Origin of the sequence: Chitinophaga parva, assembly GCF_003071345.1 — a bacterium.
Lineage (GTDB): Bacteria > Bacteroidota > Bacteroidia > Chitinophagales > Chitinophagaceae > Chitinophaga > Chitinophaga parva.
The window spans coordinates 1,735,283-1,758,281 of record NZ_QCYK01000001.1 but is presented as its reverse complement, the minus strand read 5'-3'; the positions used below and the strand labels follow the sequence as shown (position 1 = coordinate 1,758,281).

The following is a 22,999-nucleotide window of genomic DNA, read 5'->3' as shown; positions in this document are numbered from 1 at the left end:
TTCTTCATTGTTATCATCATTTATAACCTGGTATTGCTTCAAACCCAAAGCCGTTCGATTTCTTCGAGCGATTTCCCGGTGGTTTCCGGTACCAGCTTCCATACGATCCATATATAAGGCACGCACATAAAAGCGAAGAGGAAAAAAGTGCCGGCGGATGTAAGGTTCGTCAGCATCCAGGGGGTGAGCTGCCCGATGAGATAAGTACCAACCCACAACGCAAATCCTGCAATAGACATGGCAATCCCTCTTACGGTTGTTGGATACATTTCAGAAAGCAGTACCCACACCACCGCACAGACAGATACTGCGCAGCAAAAAATATAAGCCAGGAAAAAGGCCAGTAGTACAAAAGGAGAAATGTGCCAGGCATCGCCTTTCAGGAAATAGAGGCCTATCAGCACCAGTGATACGACCATGCCGGACACGCCGTAGTAGACCAGTTTTTTCCGGCCTACCCGGTCGATCACCACCAGGGCCAACACTGTTGTCAGCGCATTCACCAGCCCAACCAACACCTGATAAAACAAAGAATCCCCGCTGGACAACCCGCTGTTCCGGAAAATGGTGGGGCCATAATAAAGCACTGCATTCACTCCCATGAACTGCCCCAGTATGGCAATAGACACGCCTATCAGCAATGCCTTCAGGAACGGCTGTTTCAGCAGCAAATGCCAGTTCCTGCTGCTTTCTGTAAGCAGCTGTTCTTTTACGGCTGCTACCTCCTGCAATGCGTGTTCCTGGTTCCCATAAATACGGGTCAGTATAATGTTAGCCTGGTATTCCTTTGCCCGGGTTACCAGCCAGCGTGGGCTTTCCGGGATAAAGAAGATCACGATAAAAAAAAGAACGGCTGGTAATGATTCCATTCCCAGCATGGCCCGCCAGGGTTCCTGTACAAAGATCTTCAGCCAGAAAGGATTAGCAGTGGGTATGCCAGCCTGCGCGATATGCAGCAACTGGTAATTGACAAGATAGGCGCCCAGGAAACCAATGGTAATGGCCAGCTGGTATAGAGACACCAGCCGTCCCCTGAACTTTGTAATGGCTACTTCTGAAATATAGAGGGGAGATATGATCGATACCACGCCAATGGCCACCCCTCCCACGATCCGGTAAAATACCAGCTGATTGATGCCTGCTGATGCCGCACAACCAAATCCGGATATGGAAAACAGCACCGCTGCAATAATGAGTGTTTTTTTCCTTCCAAACCGGTCACTGATCACACCAGCCACCAGTACTCCGGCAATAGATCCCACTAAAGCGCAGCCTACATACCATCCCTGTTCAATCGCTGACAGGTGATACTGGGCGCTTACCTGGTCGATAGTACCGGAAATAACAGCCGTATCATAGCCGAAAAGAAAACCGCCGAGTGCCGCCACCACAGACAGGAATATAACATAGCCAATATTTTGTTCGGAAGACTGAGTCATAAGTTAGATTATAGGTTGAAATATTCTTTATACCGGTTATATAAATGACCTGCCTGCAGGTAGGCAGACTGTGGACTCATAAAATGGGAGAATTCAAAAGTGATGGCTTTATCATAACCGGCGCGTTTCGCCGCCTCCAGTTTCAGGCGCAGCTTGTCGAACTTAATCGGCAGGAAGCGGATGGGCATATCCCTGTCAAAAGTTTCGGCATTGGTCCAGCATTCCATTTTATACTTATCTGCCAGTTTTTTATTCACAGAAAAAAAAGCATCCAGTTCATCATAATCGATATGGCCATCCTGGAAGGCGCAGGCATCTACCACATCATGTATGCCGTCAAATATTTCATTCCATTCCTTTTCATGTTCTGCAACGGAAATGGCATTGGTCTTGGTAAGATTTCCTGACGCTGCTTCTACTGCCTTTTTACCGTCTATCCACGGCGAAATAAAAGTGGGCAGCCCACCCGAAACGTCCTTGCATTGTTTACCCATGGTATGAAAAGATGCAATTGCGCCCTTGGTTTTCCGGCTGATCTCACTGCTGATATACCATCCCCGGAAACTCTTAAAACGTTTTCCATAGGTATTCCAGACTTCATCGATGATCCATTTATTATCTTCTACCTCCCAGCTCAGGTCACCGGTGTCCCAGTACTTACCGGAATCGTACAACCCAAAGTAAAATTTCATACCATACTTATCCGCCAATTTGAGAAAGAGTTCCAGCAGATCCTGGGACGGCCGGTAACATCCTTTTTTCAACAGGTACGGGGAAGGGTAAGTGATAAATTTACGGTAGCCACAGCGTATCATAATTACGGTATCTATGCCGATGGCTTTCATCAGGGAAAAATCCCTGTCCCATTCTTTTTCACCCCAGTTCTGATGGGGAATATCCATGGAAATCTCGTCCAGGAATGTGGCACTGATGGGCAAGGCCTGTAAGGGATCCGGCAGGGCCCCCGAGAAGGGCTGGCTGGATAACTCGAGGGATCTTCCATCTGGCAGGTGGCCACCTGCCAGGGAAAATACGCTGGCAGACAGCCCCGTCAGGGATGTCTTCTTCAGAAATGTGCGGCGATCATATTGCATATACCTCTTATTAAAAATGGAATAAATTACGGGCTTACTTACCCGCATAGATCAGCAAACCCAGCCCGATGAGGAACATAAAGAACATGGCAACATTGAAGCGGCGCGCGGCAGGCGGGGCGCCATCAAACTCCTTCCAAACGAATATGCCCCACAAGGCAGAAACGAGTGTGGCGCCCTGTCCAAGGCCATAGGAAATAGCGGCTCCTGCCTTGGCGGAAGCCAATAAGCTGAAAAGCGTACCCAGACACCAGATGCACCCTCCGGCTATTCCCACCAGGTGGGATTTGGCGGATCCTTTAAAATAAGCCATTAATGGAATATGGGTTCCCGAAACGGGCTTTGAGCGTGCAATAAAGCTGAAAGGGAAATTGCTGACAAGAACGCCCACCGCAAAAATAAACAAGGCCGTATAGGGCGTCATCTTACCAGGTGCCGGTTGTGCAAAATTATCCATATCCATTGCAGCCGCGATAAAACGGTAGAAGCAGGACATAATGATCCCCGCCAGTATGGAAAGCAGCAATCCCTTTGCAGGCAGCCGCGTATGCTGCCTGGCAGCACTTCTGTATGCCAAACCACTGAACACAATTGCCAGTGTTATGAAAGCAGCGCCGGCAAATAACAGCAAAGGATCTCCTTTTGATGCGCCTATGTAATTAATCAGCACGCCCAGTACCAGCGCCAGCCCAATACCCACGGGGAAGGCCACCGCCATACCGCATATCGAAATGGCCCCGGCAAGCAGGATATTTGCGGCATTGAATACTATTCCACCGGTAAAGGCAAGCGCCAGGTTAGTGCAGGTTGCCTGCTGCAGGTCTGTAAAGAAACTTCTGCCCTCACTACCAATGCTCCCCAGTGTAAGCGCCCCCAGTAAGGAAAAGAGCAGTACGCCGATCACATAGTCCCAATAAAAATATTCATAACGCCAGTTGCGCTGTGCCAGTTTCTGTGTATTTCCCCATGATCCCCAACACAGCATCGTAACAACACAGAATATTACTGCAACAGCGTAGTGATAAACAATAAACATAGAAAAAGATTGATGTACAGTTTAGCCCCGCGGGGCATTGTTAATGGATCAGCGAGCCGGTTTCCCACCTGTTAGCGTTCCGCATCACGGGCGGCAATTTCCTCCCGGTAGGGCGCGGAAGTGAGTGCACCCTGGCGGGTAACTGAAATAGCGGCGGCACTTGCGGCAAAAAGCGCAGCGCTCAAAAGTGAGCTGCCTTCTGCCAGTCTCACCGCCAATGCGCCTGTGAATACGTCTCCCGCTGCAGTAGTGTCTACTGCTTTAACGGGAACAGGGGCTATCCATTCAAACACGCCACCGCTGTAGATCAGCGCGCCCTTACCCCCCCGGGTGATAATCACATGCTCGCTACCCATATCAGCCAACTTGCGGGCCGCTGCAAGTACCCCCTCCTCACCGGCGGTATCTATGCCGCTGATCACCTGGGCCTCCGTTTCATTGGGCGTAATAAGAAATACAAAAGGAAGCAGCCCCGGAGGCAGCACGCGCGCCGGAGCAGGATTAAGGATCACCTTTTTCCCCATTCGGGACGCTTCTTTTGCCACATATATCACCGTCTCCAATGGAATCTCCAGTTGTAACACTACAATGTCACAAGCCTCCAGCACCGTTCGGATATCCGGCATGTCTTCCGGCATCAGGTTACCATTGGCGCCGGAAGCCACCACAATACAATTTTCACCGGCAGCATTGACGGTAATCAATGCTACGCCCGAAGGAAGAACCGGGTCTGTCAGTAAGTGGCGGGTGTCAATGCCTTCTTTAGAAAGCAATTGTCTTGTTTGTTCACCAAAAACATCGTTGCCTGTTTTGCCGATAAAGGTCACGGAGGCGCCCAGTCTTGCAGCGGCAACGGCCTGGTTAGCACCTTTGCCACCCGCGTTCATAAAGAAGGCTCCTCCCAGCAGGGTCTCTCCTGCCGCGGGCAGCCTTTCTGTTTTTACAACCATATCAGTGTTGCTGCTGCCTACCACCAGCACCTTTGCAAGAGGGCCCGCATTTTGCTTCATTAGCATATATCAAATGAGTTTATTTTCCTTGGTTGATCAACTGCAATAACAGCTCGGGCTCATTCGTGGTGATCATATCAATCCCTTTGCCCAGCAGGAATAGCATTTCTTCTTTAGTATCTACCGTCCAGGCATTCGTGCTGATGCCCCGTTCATGTGCCTGTGAGACAATATCACCGGAATGAAAACTGTAATAGGGATAATCCGCCCCATTCACGCCCCCATCCTGCAGCTGCTCCATGGTTTTGTCACCAGACAAATAGGCAACATCTGCCACCGGGTCCAGCTGCCGGATGTGCTCCAGCACACCGAAATTGAAACTTATATATTTTACCCAGGCCTGGGCTTTGTGCCGGCGCACCATCGCTACTACCCGGTCTGTAAGCGCCAGTGACCGCTCCTGGCTGACCAGGGAAGATTTAATCTCCAGGTATAAGCGCGTTTTGTTTTGCTGCTTTATTTCTTCCAGGTATTGATCCAGTGAGGGCACTTTCTCCCCGTTCTTCAATGCCACCTGCAACACGGCTGCTCCCGTTGAGGATTCAATATTTTTACCGCCTATGACAGGATCATGGGAGATCACCAGCACGCTGTCAAGCGACATCCAAACATCAAACTCAGATCCCTGGCATCCCATGGCGATGGCATTTCGCAGCGAACCTACAGAATTTTCACTGGCTCCCTGGTTTTTCCATGCACCGCGGTGGGCAATTACCTTGTTCTCGATAAACTGGTCTTTTACCAGTTCCACTGCTGCCGTATCGCCATCAACAGCGATCCGGATACCGTACCGGAACCCGGCCTGGTTGCTGTCAAGCCTTACCCCGTTCTTCAGCCGCAGCTGCTGCAACCTGTCAATCACAAAAAGCCCGGAGGTATCTGTCAGTAACCGGAAACGGCTGGGATGTGCAGTGCGGCCCACCGGGCTGGCGATCACGGCACCCCGGGTGCCAGGCGGAATGAGATAATTGCTCAATCCCGGTAGCTGCCTTGTGCTGCTGTCTTTCGTTCCGGTAAATGGCTGTACCCAATTCACCATGGCTCTGGGCCCCATTACTCCAGTACAGGTATAAGCGCAAACTTCGTAGCGGTAACTGCCTGCTGCCAGCGCTTCCTTTTCGGCATACGCGGTTACGCACTTGCCCTGGTGGTTATATTGCCGGTTGCCCACCAGCTGCCCGTTCCGGTAGATATAAAACCCGGCCAGTCCTTCTTTAAGTTTGGACTCCTGCCATTCCAGCATAGCAGCCCCCTTTTCATTGGTGCGGCAGTTAAGGTTTACCGGTGCCAGGGGAGCTGGCAAATGCGGCAACGTTCCATTATGTGCATAATACAAATAAGCCTGGTGATAAGCGGGATTTACTTTAAGAGGGCTGTAGTAATGACTGTAAGCAAAGCTGATCACCTCGCTGACATAGGGACGTACCAGCTTCATTTGCTGCACAAACCGGTCCAGGGTGGCAATAGACCAGAACCGCTGGTCAAACGTTTCTGCATCCGACCAGAACACCAAACCCGGTTTGGTGTCTACCGCTTCCTTAAGATCAGCATACCATTCCTCCAGTTTGTTAAGATCCAGGCCGCCTGCGCCTACGCCATCCTGCGGGGCAAAAATGTCGCCTGCTTTAAAATGTGTTCCGGCAAAAACAGATGTCCACATCTTTTTACAATCGGCCGGCGTTCCTACCCGGTAATTCATGAAAGGGCAGAGCATGACCGGCATCCCGGGAGTTAATGCATGCAGGTGGTCCAGGTTAATATTAAGCGCCTTGGTCAGCACTTCCGGTGCACCTGGCGCCGCACCATGTAAATTATCCACTTCCCATACCCAGTACCAGCCATATAATACGTCGCCATACCGCTGCTTGTAGCGTTTCACCAGTTCATCGGCCACCTGGTTGCCGGTTTCCATTTGCTGGTAGAGCCATTCAGGACTGAAGGATGCCGTCCACCAGCGTTCATCCAGGTTAAGCCCCAGGAACACCTTGAAACCGGCTTTTGCAGCATTGCGCAGGCAGTCCTCCACCAGGTCTCTTGCCTCCCCCTGCTTTACGCCGGGAAGGGTGCTGGGGTAACAGGCTTCAGGCATTTTTCCTTTATCCGTATTTAATGTGGGTGCCAGCACGAGGTAGCGCATGCCCACTTCCTTTAATGCCTTTAGCTCCTGCTGCCAGCGTTCATCGCTCCAGTTCCGGATCAACGATTGCTGGATAAAAGTACCATTGGCCAGTATTACGCTATCTGATCCCCCGGCACGCAGCGGGGAGGCGGATAAAAAAAGTGGCAATAAAAGCAATGACAGCTGACCTATAAATAAGATCCGGCGCCAGTAATGGGATATCCTCATTTTTTCGCTCGTTTAAAATGGAAATAATAGCTCCGACCGCTCAATGCAGTGATGTAAGTATTCAGGTCTCCATTATCATATAATTCAATGACCCTGGCGCCTCTTTCCAGTACTTCGTGATAGGGTGCATTGTAACCGGTTTTGCGGCCATAGGCCAGGCATATGCTATCCAGCACCCCAATGTAGTCATTGTTGTGATCGTGCCCTGCAAAAACACCTTCTACATCTTTCCGCTCCACAAAAGCGGCAAACAGGCCGGTGTTCAGGTAAGGTGCACAAACCGGCTCGTATGCATTGCCCACGGTTGACGGCTGATTGCGCACCAGTTCAAATTCAGGCAATGGTATGTGGAAAAAGGCCAATGAAGGCAGTGGCTTCCCGTTTTCCTTTTCATACTGCATGCTTTGCTCCCGGTACCACTGGATCTGCTCATTTTTAATCCAGTCATATCCTTTCACCGAACTATCGGCGCTGTACGCATGGGAGTCAAAAAAGAATAAAGCCGCCTTGCCGGTATGGTCTGCCCCGTCTTTGATCAACAGGCTGCAATTGCCCACCCCGGGCAAGTGATCCCCGGCGTTGTAAGTGAGGTTATACGGGTTGGTGTTGATAACACTCAGCGCCTGCTGCTTGGTAATATCCGTTTCTGTGTCGTGGTTGCCGAAGGTGACCACAAAAGGGATCTGCATGTCTGCCAGCGGTTGTGTTACTTCCTTCCAGGCCCCGGCAGCCCCGCCGGAAACCACGATATCCCCGGTAAACACCACCAGGTCCGGCTTTTCCTTTTCCAGGAGGGAGCGCATCAGCACCATAGCGCTGTCATCGCCCTTCCGGAAATCCCCGCCAACGATCCAGTGCAGGTCGGTAAACTGGAGGATCTTGAACCGGTGATCATGAAAAACGAGGTTACCATTGCAGGAAGGGGCTTTCCCGTCTGTACGGAAAGGCAACAACGGCAGGTCATATTCATTTTTCACTGCCGGGAGCGCGTCGTTGGTAAAGCAATATCTTATTGCAGCCGGTTTTGCTACCTGCGGGGCAGTTAACCAGATCTCCGATCCTTTATACACTTTCGCATTGGCGGTATAAAAAACGCCATCTGCCCCTGCCAGCTGGAATGGTTTAATATTTTTTGCTGCCGGCAGCAATTTTCCACTGGTGTTCACGTGTACGATAGCCTTATTACCCTGTACTTCAAACCCTGCAAAGCTGGGTGCATACGGGTGTAAGGTATCCACGCCGTATTGTTCTTTCAAGGCCAGGTCAGCGAGGCGTTCTCCTACTTTTCTTTTGGCAGGCGGATGAATGTTAGCCACATCCGTCACCAGGTCTGCCACCGGCACCATACCGGTTCCAGGAAGATCCAGTACCGTTGCCTGCTGCTCCCGGAGGACCGCTGCGTTTACGCCGGGATAACCGTTCCAGGGCGCGATCTGTGCAAAATAGAAAGGCAGGGATTGACCGAAGGCAGTGCGCCAGCTTTGGATCAACCCACGGAACAACGTTCCATACCGTTCGGCGCCTTCCCCTACATTGGCCTCTCCCTGGTACCAGATCACACCGGCCATTTTCAGCGGGGCAAATGGGTGGATCATCGCATTATACAGCAATGCGGGCGCTTCGGGAGCCCATCCATAAGCCTCCCTCCGGGCATTACTGCTGTTAAAGGAAGTGTCTTTGTCAAAGAAGCTTTGCGGCATCCAGGTTTGGATGCAGGTGCCACCCCAGTAAGCACCGATCAGCCCTACCGGCCGCTTCGTTGTTTCCTGCAGCCGGCGGCCAAAAAAATAGCCTACACTGCTGAAGTCAGGCATGGTCCGGGCGTCACAAACTTTCCATTCACCCTGGCAATCCACGGCCGGGTAAGGCTGGTAAGCCTGGGCTACCTGGAAAAAACGGATAGACGGATTTTCAACGGGTCCAATGGGCTTGTCACCGTCCGCCAGTCCCCATCGGGCATTGAATTCCATATTTGATTGCCCGGAGCACAACCATACTTCCCCGAAGAGCACATCTTCAATTTTCCGGTGGTCTTTCCCGCAGATAAAATCGATAGTAAAGGGGCCGTTGCCCACTGCAGGAGCGGGCAGTTCCACACTCCAGGCACAATCTGCGCCAATGCGCGCACGAATGGTATCTGATGTGCGCCAGCTGCCTACAATGCAAACAGTACTGCCCCCCGGGCCCCATCCCCACAACCGCACGTGGTCACCCCGCTGCAAAACAGCGTGATCACTTAAAACAGCGGGTAGCCGCAGGGGCAACTGGCCGTAAACACTGCCCGTGATAAGCAGTAGCAACAGTACAAGTGTCTTATTCTTCATTTTTATGCGGTCCGGGTATTTCGCTGCCCGGCGTTTGATAGATAAAAAGATTACGCTTTCTGATTACCCAACCATTTCTTGTATTGATTGTACAACCTGGTGGTTTCCTTAACGCCGGCAAATGCAGTGGAGCCGGGCTTATTCATGATACCGATGTACTGGTAACACAGGATCTTATCAACAAAGGGAGACAGGTCTTCCATTTGCTTCAGGATGCGGGTATTAAAGTCTGCCGGCAACAGGTTGCCTTTGGTTTTATCTTCAAAGTAGAACAGTTCCATGTCTGCCCATATCCTGGAGCGGGCGGCTTTCTCGTGTGCGGCATGCAGGTGCTCAAAATACCTGGCGGGCTCGCCCAGCTTGGTTGAATTAACGCCCACGCCATCCTGGTAAGCCACGATTTCAATGTTCATCCTTTCCAGTTGTTTTACATATCCATCATCACTTTTCTCCGCTTTAATATTATAGGGCGCTATCAGGTTCACGCAATCCGGCGTCAGTTGCTTGGCACTGCGGGCACAATCATTAACGTAGTCAACAAAGAACTCGTCCAGGTAAGGATGCAGGTAAGCTTCATTGGGGAAATACCATCCATAAAAACTTTTATGATGGCTGTACCTGGCGGCTACTTCCTCCATAGCCTGCTGCCTTATTTTGCGGATTTCCGGATCACGCATCATTTTTTCAGGATTCCGGCCGTCTCCCCAGAAATCATTGCTCACAAAGAACTTGATGCCCGCTTCATCGGCAGCGGACAATACAGCTTCCAGGGGATCTTCACAATTCAGCTCAAACTTCGGCGCCAGCTTGGTGGGATAAAATGCCTTGCCGAAAGCCGCTATGCCCATCAGCACCAGGTACTCCATACCTATCTCCTTGATCTCCCAGACCTTGGCCTTCCATTGTTCCGCTGTAAAGCTTTTAAGGGCGGGGTCCCAATACAGGCCCTCTTCAATGTTGAGATGTTGAAATTCAAACCAGGAACCTGCGATCGGTTTTATTTTCGTGTTCTTCCGGGCTTCGTTTATAAGCGCTCCCTGGGTTTTACCGGCGGTTAGTAATCCGGCGGCAGTAAGGCCTCCCAGGGTTAAAAAATGACGTCTGTTCATGTAGCAATTTTTTTGGATTATTAACGATCACCTGTTATTTCACCGGGGTGAGCTTAACGAGGCATACTCCATGGTAAGGCACCTGGGCCGAGAAATGATTTTCAAAACTACCGATGTCCTGCTGCCGCCAGAGATCGCGCACCGCAAACTTTCCCTTCAGACCCAGTTGCGAAAGATCCAGCGTCATCGTTTGTTTGCGGGTCTGTATGCTTTCCGCCTGGCCCTTATCCCACAGGATAAAATAGGGATCCACATTAAATAAGCCTACAGCAACGGAACCATCTTCCAGGTACTTGTACCATATCTGTCCTTCCGGCGTTACCAGTTTTTTAACCGGCATTACAAGCGGATCCTGGTCTACGGCGATCACTTCATCATTTGTGAGCAATCCCAAAGTGAAATCATCGATCTCCGAGAGGTCGCAACCGATCAGCAGGGGCGCTGATTGCAGGCACCACAAGCTTACATGGGAATATTGTTCATCCGGTGTCAAATGCGAGTTATGCACTTTTTCACCCCAGCCAAGCCCCAGTTTTCCCACTACCAGCATGTCCGGGTCATTGTAGCAGCCGGGCCTTATTACCGGTGCACACACGTCCTGGAAGCAGCCGATCGCTGTAACAATATTCCAGTCATCCGTAATATCGCGGGTGGTCCGCCAGAGATTTCCACCGGCTTCCTGGCCCCAATACCATACGCGGGGGGCACCGTAGCCAACACAGTATACGATATCCCGCGGCACTTTGTCCAGTGCGTGGCGCATCACTTCATAGGGTTGCTTAATGAGTTCTTCTGTTGGAACAGGTGCAATTTTTGAATAGTAACAGTAGTCATATTTCAGAAAGTCAACACCCCAGGCAGCCCAGGTATCTGCATCTTTTTGTTCAAACCCATAGCTTCCCAGGTGACCGCCACAAGTGGCAGGCCCGGGTGAAGAATAGATACCAAACCGGAGCCCTTTGTCATGTACGTAGGAACAGAGCCTGCCGAAGTCCGGGAACTTTTCGTTGCCATTAAGGGTGCTGTCTGCAGTACGCTTTGCGGCCTCCCATCCATCATCAATGTTTATGTAAGACCATCCGTGATTGCGTAGCTTGTCTGCCATGAAATCTGCCGCATCCTTCACTTTCTGTTCATCCACTTTTAATCCCCAGCAATTCCAGCTGTTCCATCCCATGGGGGGCGTAAGGCAAATGCGGTCGCCCACTTCCAGCCGCAGTATCCGGCTGTCACTCCCCCGTTGGTTCGTAGCGGTCAACCGGATATTGTACGTACCCGGTTGGGCTACAGCGCCCCGGATGATCCCGTTCATGGAATCAAGCACGAGGCCCGTTGGCATATTTTCAGCTGCAAAATGGAGCGGTCTTTCCCCGGTAGCCGGGATAGAGAAGAGCACCGGGTTCCCGGGCCTGGCGCCCAATACCTTTGCACCATTGATCTTAGGTGCAGCCGCTGGCGGCGGGGTAAGGATATAGGGAGCTGCCGGTACAGGCGCGGGCCACACGTCCTCGGTGCCAACGATGCCGGCCGTTTCAAATTTTGCCTCCAGCCAGTCTGCATGGTCATACATGATCCCATCCCCGGCTTCTGCTACCACCAAGGCCAGTTTTTGTACACCGTCCAGTTTTATATGAAATGCCTTTGCCGGCATTCCCTTATGCATTACACCGCTTGTCCACACGAGCCGCTGATCGGCAATGAGCCGGAATTCCATATTACCTGAAAAATCATTGGCATCATCAGCCCCTACCCAGCCGGAAAAAGACCGGGCCTTGCCACCCAGCGATACCAGCAGGCGGCTGATGGAATGGGTTCCCACCCCATGCTGGTAGCGGACGCCAGCTACGCTTAACCCCGTACCCAGCACAGACCTGTTCACCTGGGCCGCGCCCCAGTCTTGCAACATAGGGCGCAGGTCCAGCTCATGCAGGTAAATGGTCTTGGAAAACCCGATCAGCGGCAGGAAGATGCATAAAAGAAAAATACGCTTCATAACGAGTTATAAGTTTACTACCTGCACTACCAGCCCGGGTTGTTACCACCGATCAGTTTATTGGCATTGATTTCAGATTGCGGTATCGGGAACAGCAGGTTCTTTTTAGCGCGGGTTTTAATAACATTCTCCATCGTTCCTACCTGGTTCATTACCTGGGTAAAGATCCCCCACCTGATCAGGTCAAAACGGCGGTTATTTTCCTGGTATAGTTCTTTTCCTCTTTCTTCCAATACCAGGGAGCGGAATTGCTGCTGGTTCAAACCGGAAGTATCGCTTTCCTTAGCGCGGTTCCGGACCTTATTCAAGGCCGCATAAGCTGCTGCTGTAGGGCCGCCATTCGCCTCGCTTGCTGCCTCAGCATACATCAGGAGTACGTCTGCATAACGCAGCATTGGAAAGTTCACATCTCTCAGGCCCCCATTGGTAGAGGTAGCCCCACTGCCGGTCTCCGTGGCGGTACCGATCCAGTATTTCGTGGTAAAAGGGTGGGAATAGGAGGAATAAAATTTAGCGATATTGCCACCGGGTGCGTTTTTGTACAACGCGGAATCCCGTTCAGGATACAGCATCCACGCACCATACATGAAGTACTGGTGGAATATACCGTTCAGTGCCCTGTCATCCTGCTGCTGGTAGCTGTCATAGAGATTCTTAGCCATCCACATATAGGAGGTACCGCCATAGTAAGGAGCAGAGTACCAGTATTGCAGGTAAGTGCCATAATCGCTATTGTCCTGGGTCTGGAATTCCCATATCATCTCCGGGTTGTTTTTATTAGCACGGCCCCATACCGCCATATAATTCGGCTGGAGTGCATAATCCCCGCTATCGATCACTTCCTGTGCCTTATCCCTGGCCTTGGCAAACAATGCCTTACTATCCAAGCCTTCATACCCTGCCACCACGTCTTTGGTGTAGGTATACGCAGCATTGTCAGCTCCTCCTCTCACGGTTACGGTACCGGTAGCGGCGCCAGAAGCCATTGTCAGGTATACTTTTGCCAACATCGCTTTGGCTACGCCCTGGTTTACAGATCCGGTAGGCCCTGCAAAAGGAGATTTCTTACGCGGCAATAAGGATTCGGCTTTCGAAAGATCGGCGATCACCTGTGCATAAACATCCGCAACCGGTGAGCGGGCCTTGTCTGTAGCGCCGATGGATACATTTTCCAACCTCACCGGCACTGCACCCCAGAGGCGTACCAGGTTGAAATAAGACCAGCCACGGAAAAAGTAAGCTTCGCCCAATACCCGGTTCTTCGTTGAGTCTGCGGCAAACTTGATGGCAGGCACTTTTTCCAGAATAGTATTCACTTGTGCACAGATATTGTAATACCCCTGCCACATGCTTGCAACGCCCCAGTACTGGTCGTAGTTACCGGCACCCTGGCTGCTGAAGTTCCATACCGGGCCTACCACATGATCATGATCGGCATCTTCGCTAAAGAGAAAAGGTGCTTTAAAGAAGCTCCACCCGGACAGGGAGCCGTACAAACCGGTAACGGCCGCATTGGCATCTGCTTCTGTTTTATAGAGATTATTAGGTGAATAAAACGACTTAGGCGTTTCTTCCAGTGTTTTTTTACAGCCGGCTGCCAGCATCATCAAAAAACAGGCAGCAATAATAATATAATGATTACGTTTCATAACATCGCTGATTTGAAGGATTAGAATGAACAATTAACACCCAAAGCAAAGGTCCTGGAAGTGGGATAGTTACCGAGATCAACACCCCTGCGGGAAGGATCCTGTCCAAATCCGTTTACCTCGGGATCATACCCGCTGTAATGCGTAACCGTAAACACGTTGTTTACACTGAGGTAGGCGCGTAAACTTTTCAGTATTTCCGTGTTCTTTAAATTAAAGGTGTAGCCCAGGTTTATGTTTTTCAACCGCAGGTAAGAGCCATCCTCCACGTAGCGATCAGAGAATTTAAAACTACGCCACGAGTTCAGGATCGCTTTAGGGTTTGTTCCACCAGATCCTTCACCGGTCCAGCGTTTGTTGTAGGCATCCACAGTCGTATTGGAATAACTGCCAAGGTTGTCCGTCACATATTTGAGTGTGTTGATGATATTACCACCCTGGACACCCTGGAAGAATATGCTCAGGTCAAAATTGCCGTAGGAGAATTCTGAATTGAACCCGTAGTAAAATTTCGGATTTACATTACCAATAACGGTCCGGTCATTGTTATCAATTACACCATCGCCGTTGAGGTCTTTATAACGGATCTCACCCACCTCTCTTTTGATGATCGCATCTGGCTGGCCGCTGAAAAAGTTGCTTTTCCTTACTTCAGCCTCGTTCTGGAAAATGCCGTCTTCCTTCCAGCCCATGATCAAACCAATGGGCTGCCCCACGCGCTGTACAAATGGCTGGTAGTTTACCGGTTCTGTACCAATGGTCTGTACCCATTGTTCATTTACACCACCCAGGTCGAGGATCTTATTGGTGTTGGTAGAAATATTCGCAGCAACAGACCACCTGAATTTTTTACCTTCAATAACCCTTGCATTTACAGCTGCTTCAAAGCCCCTGTTCTGGATAGTGCCCACGTTTTCCAGCTGGGAGGCAAACCCGGTACTGGTAGGCAGGGTCACATACTGCAGGAGATTATACGTTTTCTTGTAGTAATAATCCAGCACAACACTGATCCTGTCATTCAGCAACCCGATATCCAGCCCACCGTCAAACTGCCGCGTGGTTTCCCATTTCAGCTTATCATTGCCCAGGTAAGAAATAACATACCCATTGGCAACTGTGCCTGAGTAAGGATAGTTAGCAGCGGAGATCTGGGAAAGTGAACTGTAGGAACCAATACCCTGGTTACCTGACTGGCCAAGGCTGGCGCGTGCTTTCAGGTTGTTCAGCCATTTAACGGATTTCAGGAATTTTTCTTCTGAGACCCTCCAGGCAAGCGCGCCGGAAGCAAAGCCTGCCCATTTATTATCAACGGCAAATTTGCTGGAGCCATCTCTCCTGTACGTACCGGTAACCAGGTACCTGTCGTGGAATATGTAATTAAGTCTTCCATAATAAGACACCAGGCGCCAGTCAGAATAGTTGCTGCTAGGTTGGTTATAAACCGCAGCTGCACCCAGGTTATTGTTCTGTAACGCGTCGTTCATGAATTTGCTCACGCCATCCAGTTGCGAACGCCAAACACCATTATTATAAGATATACCAGCGGTAGCATTCACAGCATGTACATCCCATTTCTTATCGTAGGTGAAGTAGTTTTCAGAACTAACGTTGCTGGAGTTGGTGGTACCTACATAGGCCCTGCCACCAGAAGCGCTGCCTTCATTGATGGTAGTGGGGTAATACTGGTCCCGACGGTCGGCAGATACATTCCATCCCAGCACGCTCCTGAAAGTAAGCCCTTTCACAAGCTTGGCTTCAACATAAGAAGAGCTGAACATCCTGGAACCAGAGACCTGGTCCAGCGCCTGCAGGGCATACTGGTAGGGATTAGATGTATAGAACAGTTGGGAGAACAGCCCGGTGGTGGTATCCACCAATGCTACCGTAGGCAGGAAGGTCAGCGCAGATTTGATCACACCACCTTCGGGCCCTACAACACTGGCGCCGGTTGTTACCATTTTGTTCACCGTATTGGAATAATTGAAGGAGGTACCCACCTGCAACCAGCTCTTCACCGCCCTGTCCAGGTTAGCTCTCAGGCTGTACCTGCGGAACCTGGAACCGATAACAATGCCTTTTTGATCCAGCAGATCCCCGCTTATCAGGTAAGTATTATGATTGGAACCGCCGGAGAGCGTCACCGTATAATCCTGTTTGGGGGCATTCTGGAACAGCATGTCCTGCCAGTTGGTGCCTCTGCCCCGGTAATCCTGGGGCCCTCTTAAATACCGCTGCTGTACAGAATCGTAGCGACCGGGATAAGGCAATGTCTGGGTGGCCTGGTAATTTGTACCAAGGTAAATGTCGGAATTGATGTAAGCTTCGTTCTGATAATTGGCAAACTGCTCCGCATTCAGCAGGTTGTACTTTTTGGTAATGGAGGAAACACTTGTTAATATATTAAAGTCAATCCTGTCCTGTTTATCTGCTCCTTTTTTGGTCGTGATAATTACCACGCCATTTGCACCGCGCGAACCATAGATCGCCGTGGCGGAAGCATCCTTGAGAATCTCTATGGATTCCACATCGGCTGGGTTCAGGAAGGATAAAGTATTCATTTTAGCCTCTTCATAAGAAGACCCCGAGGAGGGCGTATTACTGGCATTATCTGCATCCATGGGCACTCCGTCAATCACATACAGTGGCTCTGTTCCACCCAGGAAAGAGTTGGTACCACGTATCTGGATGCTCATGCCGGCACCAGGTGCGCCATCCGTTTGAGTAACAAATACACCGGCAGCTTTTCCCTGTATGCCCTGTTCGAGCGTTACGGGATTTGCTTTCATTAATTCGTCTGACTTAATGGAAACCACCGAACCTGTCAGGTCTTTTTTCTTTTGCTTGCCGTAGCCTACCACAATTACTTCATCAAGCTGCTTGTCTTTTTCCCGCAGGGTCACGTAAACCGGCACGCCGGGAGAAAATTCCATGTCAACCGGCTCATACCCGGTCATTGAAATATGTACCTTGCTGGCTGCGCTGGCCGGAAGTTCAAATTTACCCTGCGCATCGCTCATCGTGCCGGGTTTTCCCCCTTTAATAGTAACAGTGGCGCTTTGAACCGGGTGGCCTTTGCTATCCAGGATGATTCCGGATATTTTCTGACTCTGCGCATAAAGTAACGACTGCTGCAAACAGCAGAATACAAGCAACACCAGGTATCTAAACCTGGCAAGAGATAGTTGTGGCAGTTTCATGTACTTGTTTTTTTAAATGAGGGACTTAAAGTGAGAACTATAAATGAGAAACTATGTCGAAGCTTTATCGAGCGCGCTGAACGTGCTCCAGACCTGGTACAAAGCGCGCGGTACGTGAAAGGCGCCTTTCCATTTACCACCTTTCAGGTTCAGCAGTACTTCTCCCCTGCGGTTGAGATAACCAAACCACTCCCCATACGCCGGATCGCGGAAATGCTTCCAGGTATAATTGTGTACTTTTTCAAACCATTGCATGCATCTTGGGTCCCTGGTAAATGCAAACCCTTTGGAGAGTGCCACCAGTGCTTCCACGTGCACCCACCAGAGCTTCTGGTCCCACTCAAGCTGCAGCGGGGGATATCCCTTGCGGTCGAGGAAATAGAAAATGCCCCCATATTCCGTATCCCAGCCATATTCGAGTATGGCCAGCGTGATCTCTACCGCCTTTTCGATGAGGGCCTGATTATTAAACCGCTTGCCCAGGTCCATAATGAACCACATGGCTTCAATGCCGTGACCAGGATTGACCAGCCGGCCTTCAAAAGTGTCAGACAGCTCGCCATTCTCCTGGATGTTTTCCAGGATGATCCCAAGCTCAGGACGGTAAAAGCGGTCCATCACCTCATGGATCACTTCCGGGACCAGTTCATTCACCTTTTCCTTGCCCAGGAGGTGTTCCATTTCAAGAGAAAGATTGCACAGGATCATCGGGAGGGAAAAACTTTTCAAAGACCTTGTTCCCGGATAATTCTTATTATAAACACCCTTCCAGTTATCCTTTCTTTCTAAAATATTTTTGAAAGTATCGATCGCAACCTGTCCGTAACCTTTTCCAGGGTCTGCTTTGTCCAGCGATGCAAATCCCATGGCGGCAAAACAGTCACTAAAGATGTTGTAAGGCTGAACAAGGGGTTTTCCTTCTGCCGTAAGGGAGAAGTACCAGTTACCGGCAGCATCCCTTCCGTTGGCCAGCATAAAAGCAGCCCCATGACGGGCTAATTCCAACCATTCAGGCTTCTGTTCAACGTGATTATACATGTAGCTAAAACACCATACCTCCCGGCCCTGCAGCCACATGAATTTGTCGCTGTCGTACACGCAGCCTTCCCTGCTCAGGGCCGTATAGTAGCCTCCGTGCTTTTCATCCTTACTGAACCGCAGCCAGAAGGGCAATACATTGTCCAGCAGTTCCTTTTGGTATAGATTGGCGTAGTCACTAAATGTAAGTAATTGATTTTCATACAGTCTATTGCTTCCTGATTCAGTTTTTCCCATTTTGGTCGATATTTGATTGAAGTACCCTTCAAATATAAAAATTTATTTTTCTAATTCACCTATACTTAATAATATTTTTTATTTAATAATCTATCAAGTCGATATCTTATTAATTTAATAATATTGCCTACGGAAACTTCAAAAAAATTATTACTATGGACATTCCATCCGTTGTGCAATCCGTCTCTGATTTCTGGTTTGAAACCAGTTCTGCGGGGGTGGCCCTGAAAAACAAGGCACGGAAAAGAAATATTATCAACTACCTGGACGCGCACGAAGAAACCACCATACCGGACCTGGCCCTGGCATTAAACCTCAGTGTGCCCAAGGCTACCAGCCTGGTAGGAGAGCTCATTGCAACCGGCCTTATTAAAGATTACGGCAAAGTAGAATCCACCGGCGGAAGGCCGGCCAGTGTTTACGGCCTGGTAGCCGATTCCTGCTTTTTCCTGGGAATAGATGTAAAAGAGTATGCGGTTAATATAGGACTGCTGGACTTCAGGAAGAATCTGGTTCAGGTGGATATGAACGTGCCTTATCAATTGCAAAACACCAAGGAATCACTGGACGGCTTAATGCTGATCATCCAGCATTTCATAGACCAGGCACCTGTGCGGAGCGAGAGTATACTTTCTGCCTGCATTAACCTTGGCGGCAGGATCAATACCCGGACGGGCTATAGTTTCAGCTTCTTTCATTTCACCGAGGAACCGCTTACGGATTATGCAGAACGGAAGTTGGGCATCCGCGTGTTCCTGGAAAACGATACGAGGGCGATGTCTTATGGGGAATTCTCAAAAGGGATCGTAAAAAATGAAAAGAACGTGCTGTTCGTCAATATTGACTACGGCATCGGCCTGGGCATCCTGATAGACGGGAAGGCCTATTACGGTAAATCAGGATTCAGCGGGGAATTTGGCCACATCCCTATTTTTGACAATGAAATCCTTTGCCATTGCGGCAAGAAAGGATGTTTTGAAACAGAAGCATCCGGCAGGGCGCTTTTACGTCTTTTCAAAGAAAGGGCAGAACAGGGCTCAACCTCCTCTGTTATCAGCAACCTGGATGAGCTTCCGAGGCTGCGGCTGACCGATATCATTGAGGGGGCACAAAATGAGGATATGCTTTGCATAGAGCTGCTGGCGGAGATCGGCAGTAAAGTTGGTAAGGGAATAGCGCTCCTGATCAATATCTTCAATCCGGAACTGGTGGTCCTCGGCGGCCCGTTGATACAAACCGGTGATTACCTCTTCCTCCCGGTCAAAGGAGCCGTTAATAAATATTCCCTGAGCCTGGTAAACAACGACACGCAGCTTTGTCTTTCCCAACTGGGGGAAAAAGCCGGCCTGATAGGCGGGTGCTTAATAGCACGGGACTACCTGCTGGCCGGCCGGTAGCAACTACGGTATGGCCATCAGGATACTTCCACGATCAGGAACTTCAGGTAAGTGGTATTGTCCACGCTCCAGAGGATGGGGTGGTCCTGGGCCTGTGTCTGGAAGGTAACCTGGCGCAGCTTCTTCTTGGCATCTTTGGCCGCCAGGTCAATGGTTTCCAGGAAAACGGACGGGGATACCAGGTTGGTGCAGGAAGCAGTGACCAGGAAGCCACCCGGCTTCAGTAGCTTCATGCCGCGCAGGTTGATCTCCTTGTAGCCGGTAATGGCTTTCTGGATGTTCTCCCGGCTCTTGGTAAAGGCCGGGGGGTCCAGGATCACCACGTCAAACTTCTTGTCTTCCTTGGCCCACTGTTTCAGCACATCAAACGCGTTTACCGCCTGGAACTTACACACCTCCTGCAGGCCATTCAGCTCCGCATTGCGGCGGGCCGTGTTCACGGCGTGCTCGGAAATATCCAGCCCCAGTACGCTTTTGGCGCCGTAGTAGCCGGCGTGGCAGGAGAAAGTACCGGTATAGCAGAAGGCTTCCAGTACATCGGCGCCTTTTACGATATGCTGAATTTCACGGCGGTTGTCCTGCTGGTCCAGGAAGTAGCCGGTCTTTTGGCCATTTTCAATATCCACGTGGAAACGCAGGCCATTTTCATTGATAATCACATTGGTATCGAACGGGGCGCCCAGGAAGCCTTTCTGCTGAGGCAGGCCTTCCAGTTCGCGCACGGGTACGTCATTGCGCTCGTAAATGCCTTTGGGAGAAAAAATGCGGTGCAGGGCACTGATGATGGCGGGCTTCCATTTGTCCATGCCCAGGGCCAGGGTCTGGATCACGAAATAGTCGTTGAACTTATCGATGACCAGGGCCGGCATTTCATCGGCTTCGCCGAATACCAGGCGGCAGTTTTCCGTATAGCCCAGTTTCTTGCGGTATTCCCAGCACTTGAGCAGGCGGTGGTAAAAGAACTCTTCGGTGATCTGCTCTTCGCGGTTGCGGGTAAGCAGGCGTACCAGTATCTGGGACTGGGGGTTAATATATCCGCGGCCCACGAAGAAACCCTGGTGGGTGTACACTTCTACGGTATCGCCTGCGGTCACATCGCCTTCAATATTGTTTACTTCATTGCCAAAGATCCAGGGATGACCCATCATCACCCGGTTCTGTATTTTTTTCTTCAGAAAAACTTTCGTCATCGTAGTAGTTGAAGGGGCAAAGATACAATAAGCGCCGCAATCCGCTGCTATTCCCGACCTTGCTGGACACCCCGGCGAAAAGCCTTACCTTTGCAGCGATTTAACCGAAAAAAATGTCAATTTGTCCCGCTGGCACACGCTGGCAAAGAAATTGACCGTACTAACCAGCAGTAATTTAAACACATTTATGGCAGCAGAAAAAGAGCAAACCGGACAACCTGGCAACAATGCCGATTTTAATATCAATACCGACGAGAACCTGAGCGGCACTACGCACCTGAACGATGCCGTGACCGAGGGTGACGAACTGGAAAAAGCCCTGCAGCAGGCTGCAGAATATAAAGACAAATACATGCGCAGCGTGGCAGAGTTTGACAATTTCCGCAAACGTACCGCCAAGGAGCGCCTGGAACTGATACAAACAGCCAACAAAGAGACCGTGCTGGCCATGCTGGAGGTACTGGACGATGCTGAAAGAGCCGCCAAGCAGCTGGAAACCGCTGACAATATTGCAGCAGTAAAAGACGGCGTATCCCTGGTGTTCAACAAGTTAAAGAACACCCTGGTAAGCAAGGGCCTGAAAGCAATGGAAAGCATCGGGCAGGAATTTAACCCAGACCTGCATGAAGCCCTCACTGAAATCCCCGCCCCCGGCAAAGAAGGTAAAGTGATCGATGAAATGCAGAAAGGCTATTACCTCAATGATAAACTGATCCGCCATGCCCGCGTGGTGGTTGGAAAATAAGTTTTAAGTACACCACATCATGTCTACCAAAAGAGATTACTACGAAATACTGGGAGTGGCCAAATCCTGTTCACAGGACGAGCTGAAAAAAGCTTACCGCAAAGTGGCCATGCAGTATCATCCTGACCGTAACCCGGAGAACAAAGAAGCAGAAGAGAAATTTAAAGAGGCGGCAGAAGCCTTTGAAGTGTTGAGCAACCCGGACAAACGGGCCCAGTACGACCGCTTTGGTCACGCAGCCCAGAACCGTGGCGGCTTTGGTGGCGGTGGCATGAACATGGACGACATCTTCTCCAACTTCGGGGATATTTTCGGCAGCGATGATGTATTTGGCAGCTTCTTTGGCGGAGGCCGCAGCAGTGGCGGCAGAAGCCGTGGCCGTGGTGTACGCGGATCTAACCTGCGCGTGAAGATCAAGCTCACCTACGAAGAAATAGCAAAAGGCGCCAACAAAAAGATCAAGGTTAAAAAGCACGTTACCTGCACCACCTGTAATGGCAACGGCGCAAAAGATAAGAACAGCTTCCAGAGCTGCGGCACCTGCGGTGGCAGCGGGCAGGTAAGGCGCGTAAGCCAGACCTTCCTGGGCCAGATGCAAACCGTGACCACCTGCCCCACCTGTAACGGGGAAGGCCAGATCATTACCGCTAAATGTAGCAGCTGTAAAGGCGAAGGACGTGTGTACGGTGAAGAGACCGTAAGCATAGACATCCCGGCCGGCGTGGGCGAAGGCATGCAACTGAGCCTGAGCGGCAAAGGCAATGCCGGCGAACGCGGTGGCGCCCCCGGCGACCTGCTCATCCTCATTGAAGAAGAGCAGCACGCCGAGTTGCAACGCGATGGCCTGCATGTAGCCTACGACCTCCACATCTCCTTTACAGACGCCGTATTTGGCACCTCCCTGGAAGTACCCACCATTGACGGCAAGGCCAAGATCAAAGTACCACCTGGCACCCAGAGTGGCAAGATCTTCCGCCTCAAGGGCAAAGGCTTCCCGGCAGTGAACTCTTACGAACGCGGTGACCAGCTCATTCACGTGAACATCTGGACCCCGCAACACATCTCGTCCGATGAAAAGGCCATGCTGGAAAAACTCCAGGAGTCAGACAACTTCAAGCCCCAGCCGGAAAAATCCGAAAAAGGCTTCTTTGATAAAGTGAGGGATATTTTTGGTTAATGGTGTAGCCGCTACCC

At 50.6% G+C, this 22,999-nt stretch carries 15 protein-coding genes; 3 read left to right on the top strand and 12 right to left on the bottom strand.

What is annotated here, in order from left to right:
- Positions 1-38: 38 nt before the first annotated feature.
- The 11 genes from DCC81_RS07450 to DCC81_RS07400 form a co-directional block, all read right to left on the bottom strand.
- Positions 39-1,439, bottom strand: a complete 1,401-nt coding sequence (locus DCC81_RS07450) for a sugar porter family MFS transporter (RefSeq protein ID WP_108685925.1) — start codon at positions 1,437-1,439, stop codon at positions 39-41.
- 8 nt (positions 1,440-1,447) lie between these two features.
- Positions 1,448-2,533, bottom strand: coding sequence for a DUF4434 domain-containing protein (locus DCC81_RS07445; RefSeq protein ID WP_108686505.1), 1,086 nt, complete (start codon positions 2,531-2,533; stop codon positions 1,448-1,450).
- 34 nt (positions 2,534-2,567) lie between these two features.
- Entirely contained in the window at positions 2,568-3,518 is a 951-nt protein-coding gene (locus DCC81_RS07440; RefSeq protein WP_240612925.1) for a GRP family sugar transporter, read from the bottom strand.
- Between the two features lie 122 nt (positions 3,519-3,640).
- On the bottom strand, positions 3,641-4,585 hold the full coding sequence (gene rbsK, locus DCC81_RS07435) for a ribokinase (RefSeq protein ID WP_240612924.1): 945 nt from the start codon (positions 4,583-4,585) through the stop codon (positions 3,641-3,643).
- Positions 4,586-4,598: 13 nt separating this feature from the next.
- Positions 4,599-6,926: a DUF4434 domain-containing protein gene (locus DCC81_RS07430; RefSeq protein ID WP_108685922.1), complete on the bottom strand. Its 2,328-nt coding sequence runs from the start codon at positions 6,924-6,926 to the stop codon at positions 4,599-4,601.
- A complete protein-coding gene (locus DCC81_RS07425; protein WP_108685921.1) occupies positions 6,923-9,250 on the bottom strand; it encodes a sialate O-acetylesterase in 2,328 nt (775 codons plus the stop codon). Before DCC81_RS07425 ends, DCC81_RS07430 begins: the two co-directional genes overlap by 4 nt.
- Before the next feature lie 50 nt (positions 9,251-9,300).
- A complete protein-coding gene (locus tag DCC81_RS07420) occupies positions 9,301-10,359 on the bottom strand; it encodes a DUF4434 domain-containing protein (protein WP_108685920.1) in 1,059 nt (352 codons plus the stop codon).
- 34 nt (positions 10,360-10,393) lie between these two features.
- Positions 10,394-12,352: an NPCBM/NEW2 domain-containing protein gene (locus tag DCC81_RS07415; RefSeq protein ID WP_108685919.1), complete on the bottom strand. Its 1,959-nt coding sequence runs from the start codon at positions 12,350-12,352 to the stop codon at positions 10,394-10,396.
- A gap of 26 nt (positions 12,353-12,378) precedes the next feature.
- Positions 12,379-14,001: a RagB/SusD family nutrient uptake outer membrane protein gene (locus tag DCC81_RS07410; RefSeq protein ID WP_108685918.1), complete on the bottom strand. Its 1,623-nt coding sequence runs from the start codon at positions 13,999-14,001 to the stop codon at positions 12,379-12,381.
- A gap of 20 nt (positions 14,002-14,021) precedes the next feature.
- Positions 14,022-17,198 carry a SusC/RagA family TonB-linked outer membrane protein gene (locus DCC81_RS07405; protein ID WP_108685917.1) on the bottom strand — a complete coding sequence of 1,059 codons (3,177 nt, stop codon included), beginning with the start codon at positions 17,196-17,198 and terminating at the stop codon, positions 14,022-14,024.
- 51 nt (positions 17,199-17,249) lie between these two features.
- Positions 17,250-18,473 carry an AGE family epimerase/isomerase gene (locus DCC81_RS07400; RefSeq protein WP_108685916.1) on the bottom strand — a complete coding sequence of 408 codons (1,224 nt, stop codon included), beginning with the start codon at positions 18,471-18,473 and terminating at the stop codon, positions 17,250-17,252.
- Between the two features lie 155 nt (positions 18,474-18,628).
- On the opposite strand from DCC81_RS07400, the gene DCC81_RS07395 reads away from it, so the two are divergent.
- Positions 18,629-19,870: an ROK family protein gene (locus DCC81_RS07395; protein ID WP_108685915.1), complete on the top strand. Its 1,242-nt coding sequence runs from the start codon at positions 18,629-18,631 to the stop codon at positions 19,868-19,870.
- Between the two features lie 17 nt (positions 19,871-19,887).
- Here the strand turns inward: DCC81_RS07395 and DCC81_RS07390 are convergent, their stop codons facing one another.
- Positions 19,888-21,060 carry a class I SAM-dependent rRNA methyltransferase gene (locus DCC81_RS07390; protein ID WP_108685914.1) on the bottom strand — a complete coding sequence of 391 codons (1,173 nt, stop codon included), beginning with the start codon at positions 21,058-21,060 and terminating at the stop codon, positions 19,888-19,890.
- A 187-nt stretch (positions 21,061-21,247) separates the two neighbouring features.
- Between DCC81_RS07390 and DCC81_RS07385 the strand changes: the two genes are divergently transcribed.
- Positions 21,248-21,805 (top strand): nucleotide exchange factor GrpE, encoded by a 558-nt coding sequence (locus DCC81_RS07385; RefSeq protein WP_108686504.1) that lies wholly within the window; start codon positions 21,248-21,250, stop codon positions 21,803-21,805.
- A gap of 19 nt (positions 21,806-21,824) precedes the next feature.
- Complete coding sequence (gene dnaJ, locus DCC81_RS07380) at positions 21,825-22,982, top strand: molecular chaperone DnaJ (protein WP_108685913.1); 1,158 nt, start codon at positions 21,825-21,827, stop codon at positions 22,980-22,982.
- Positions 22,983-22,999 lie beyond the last annotated feature (17 nt).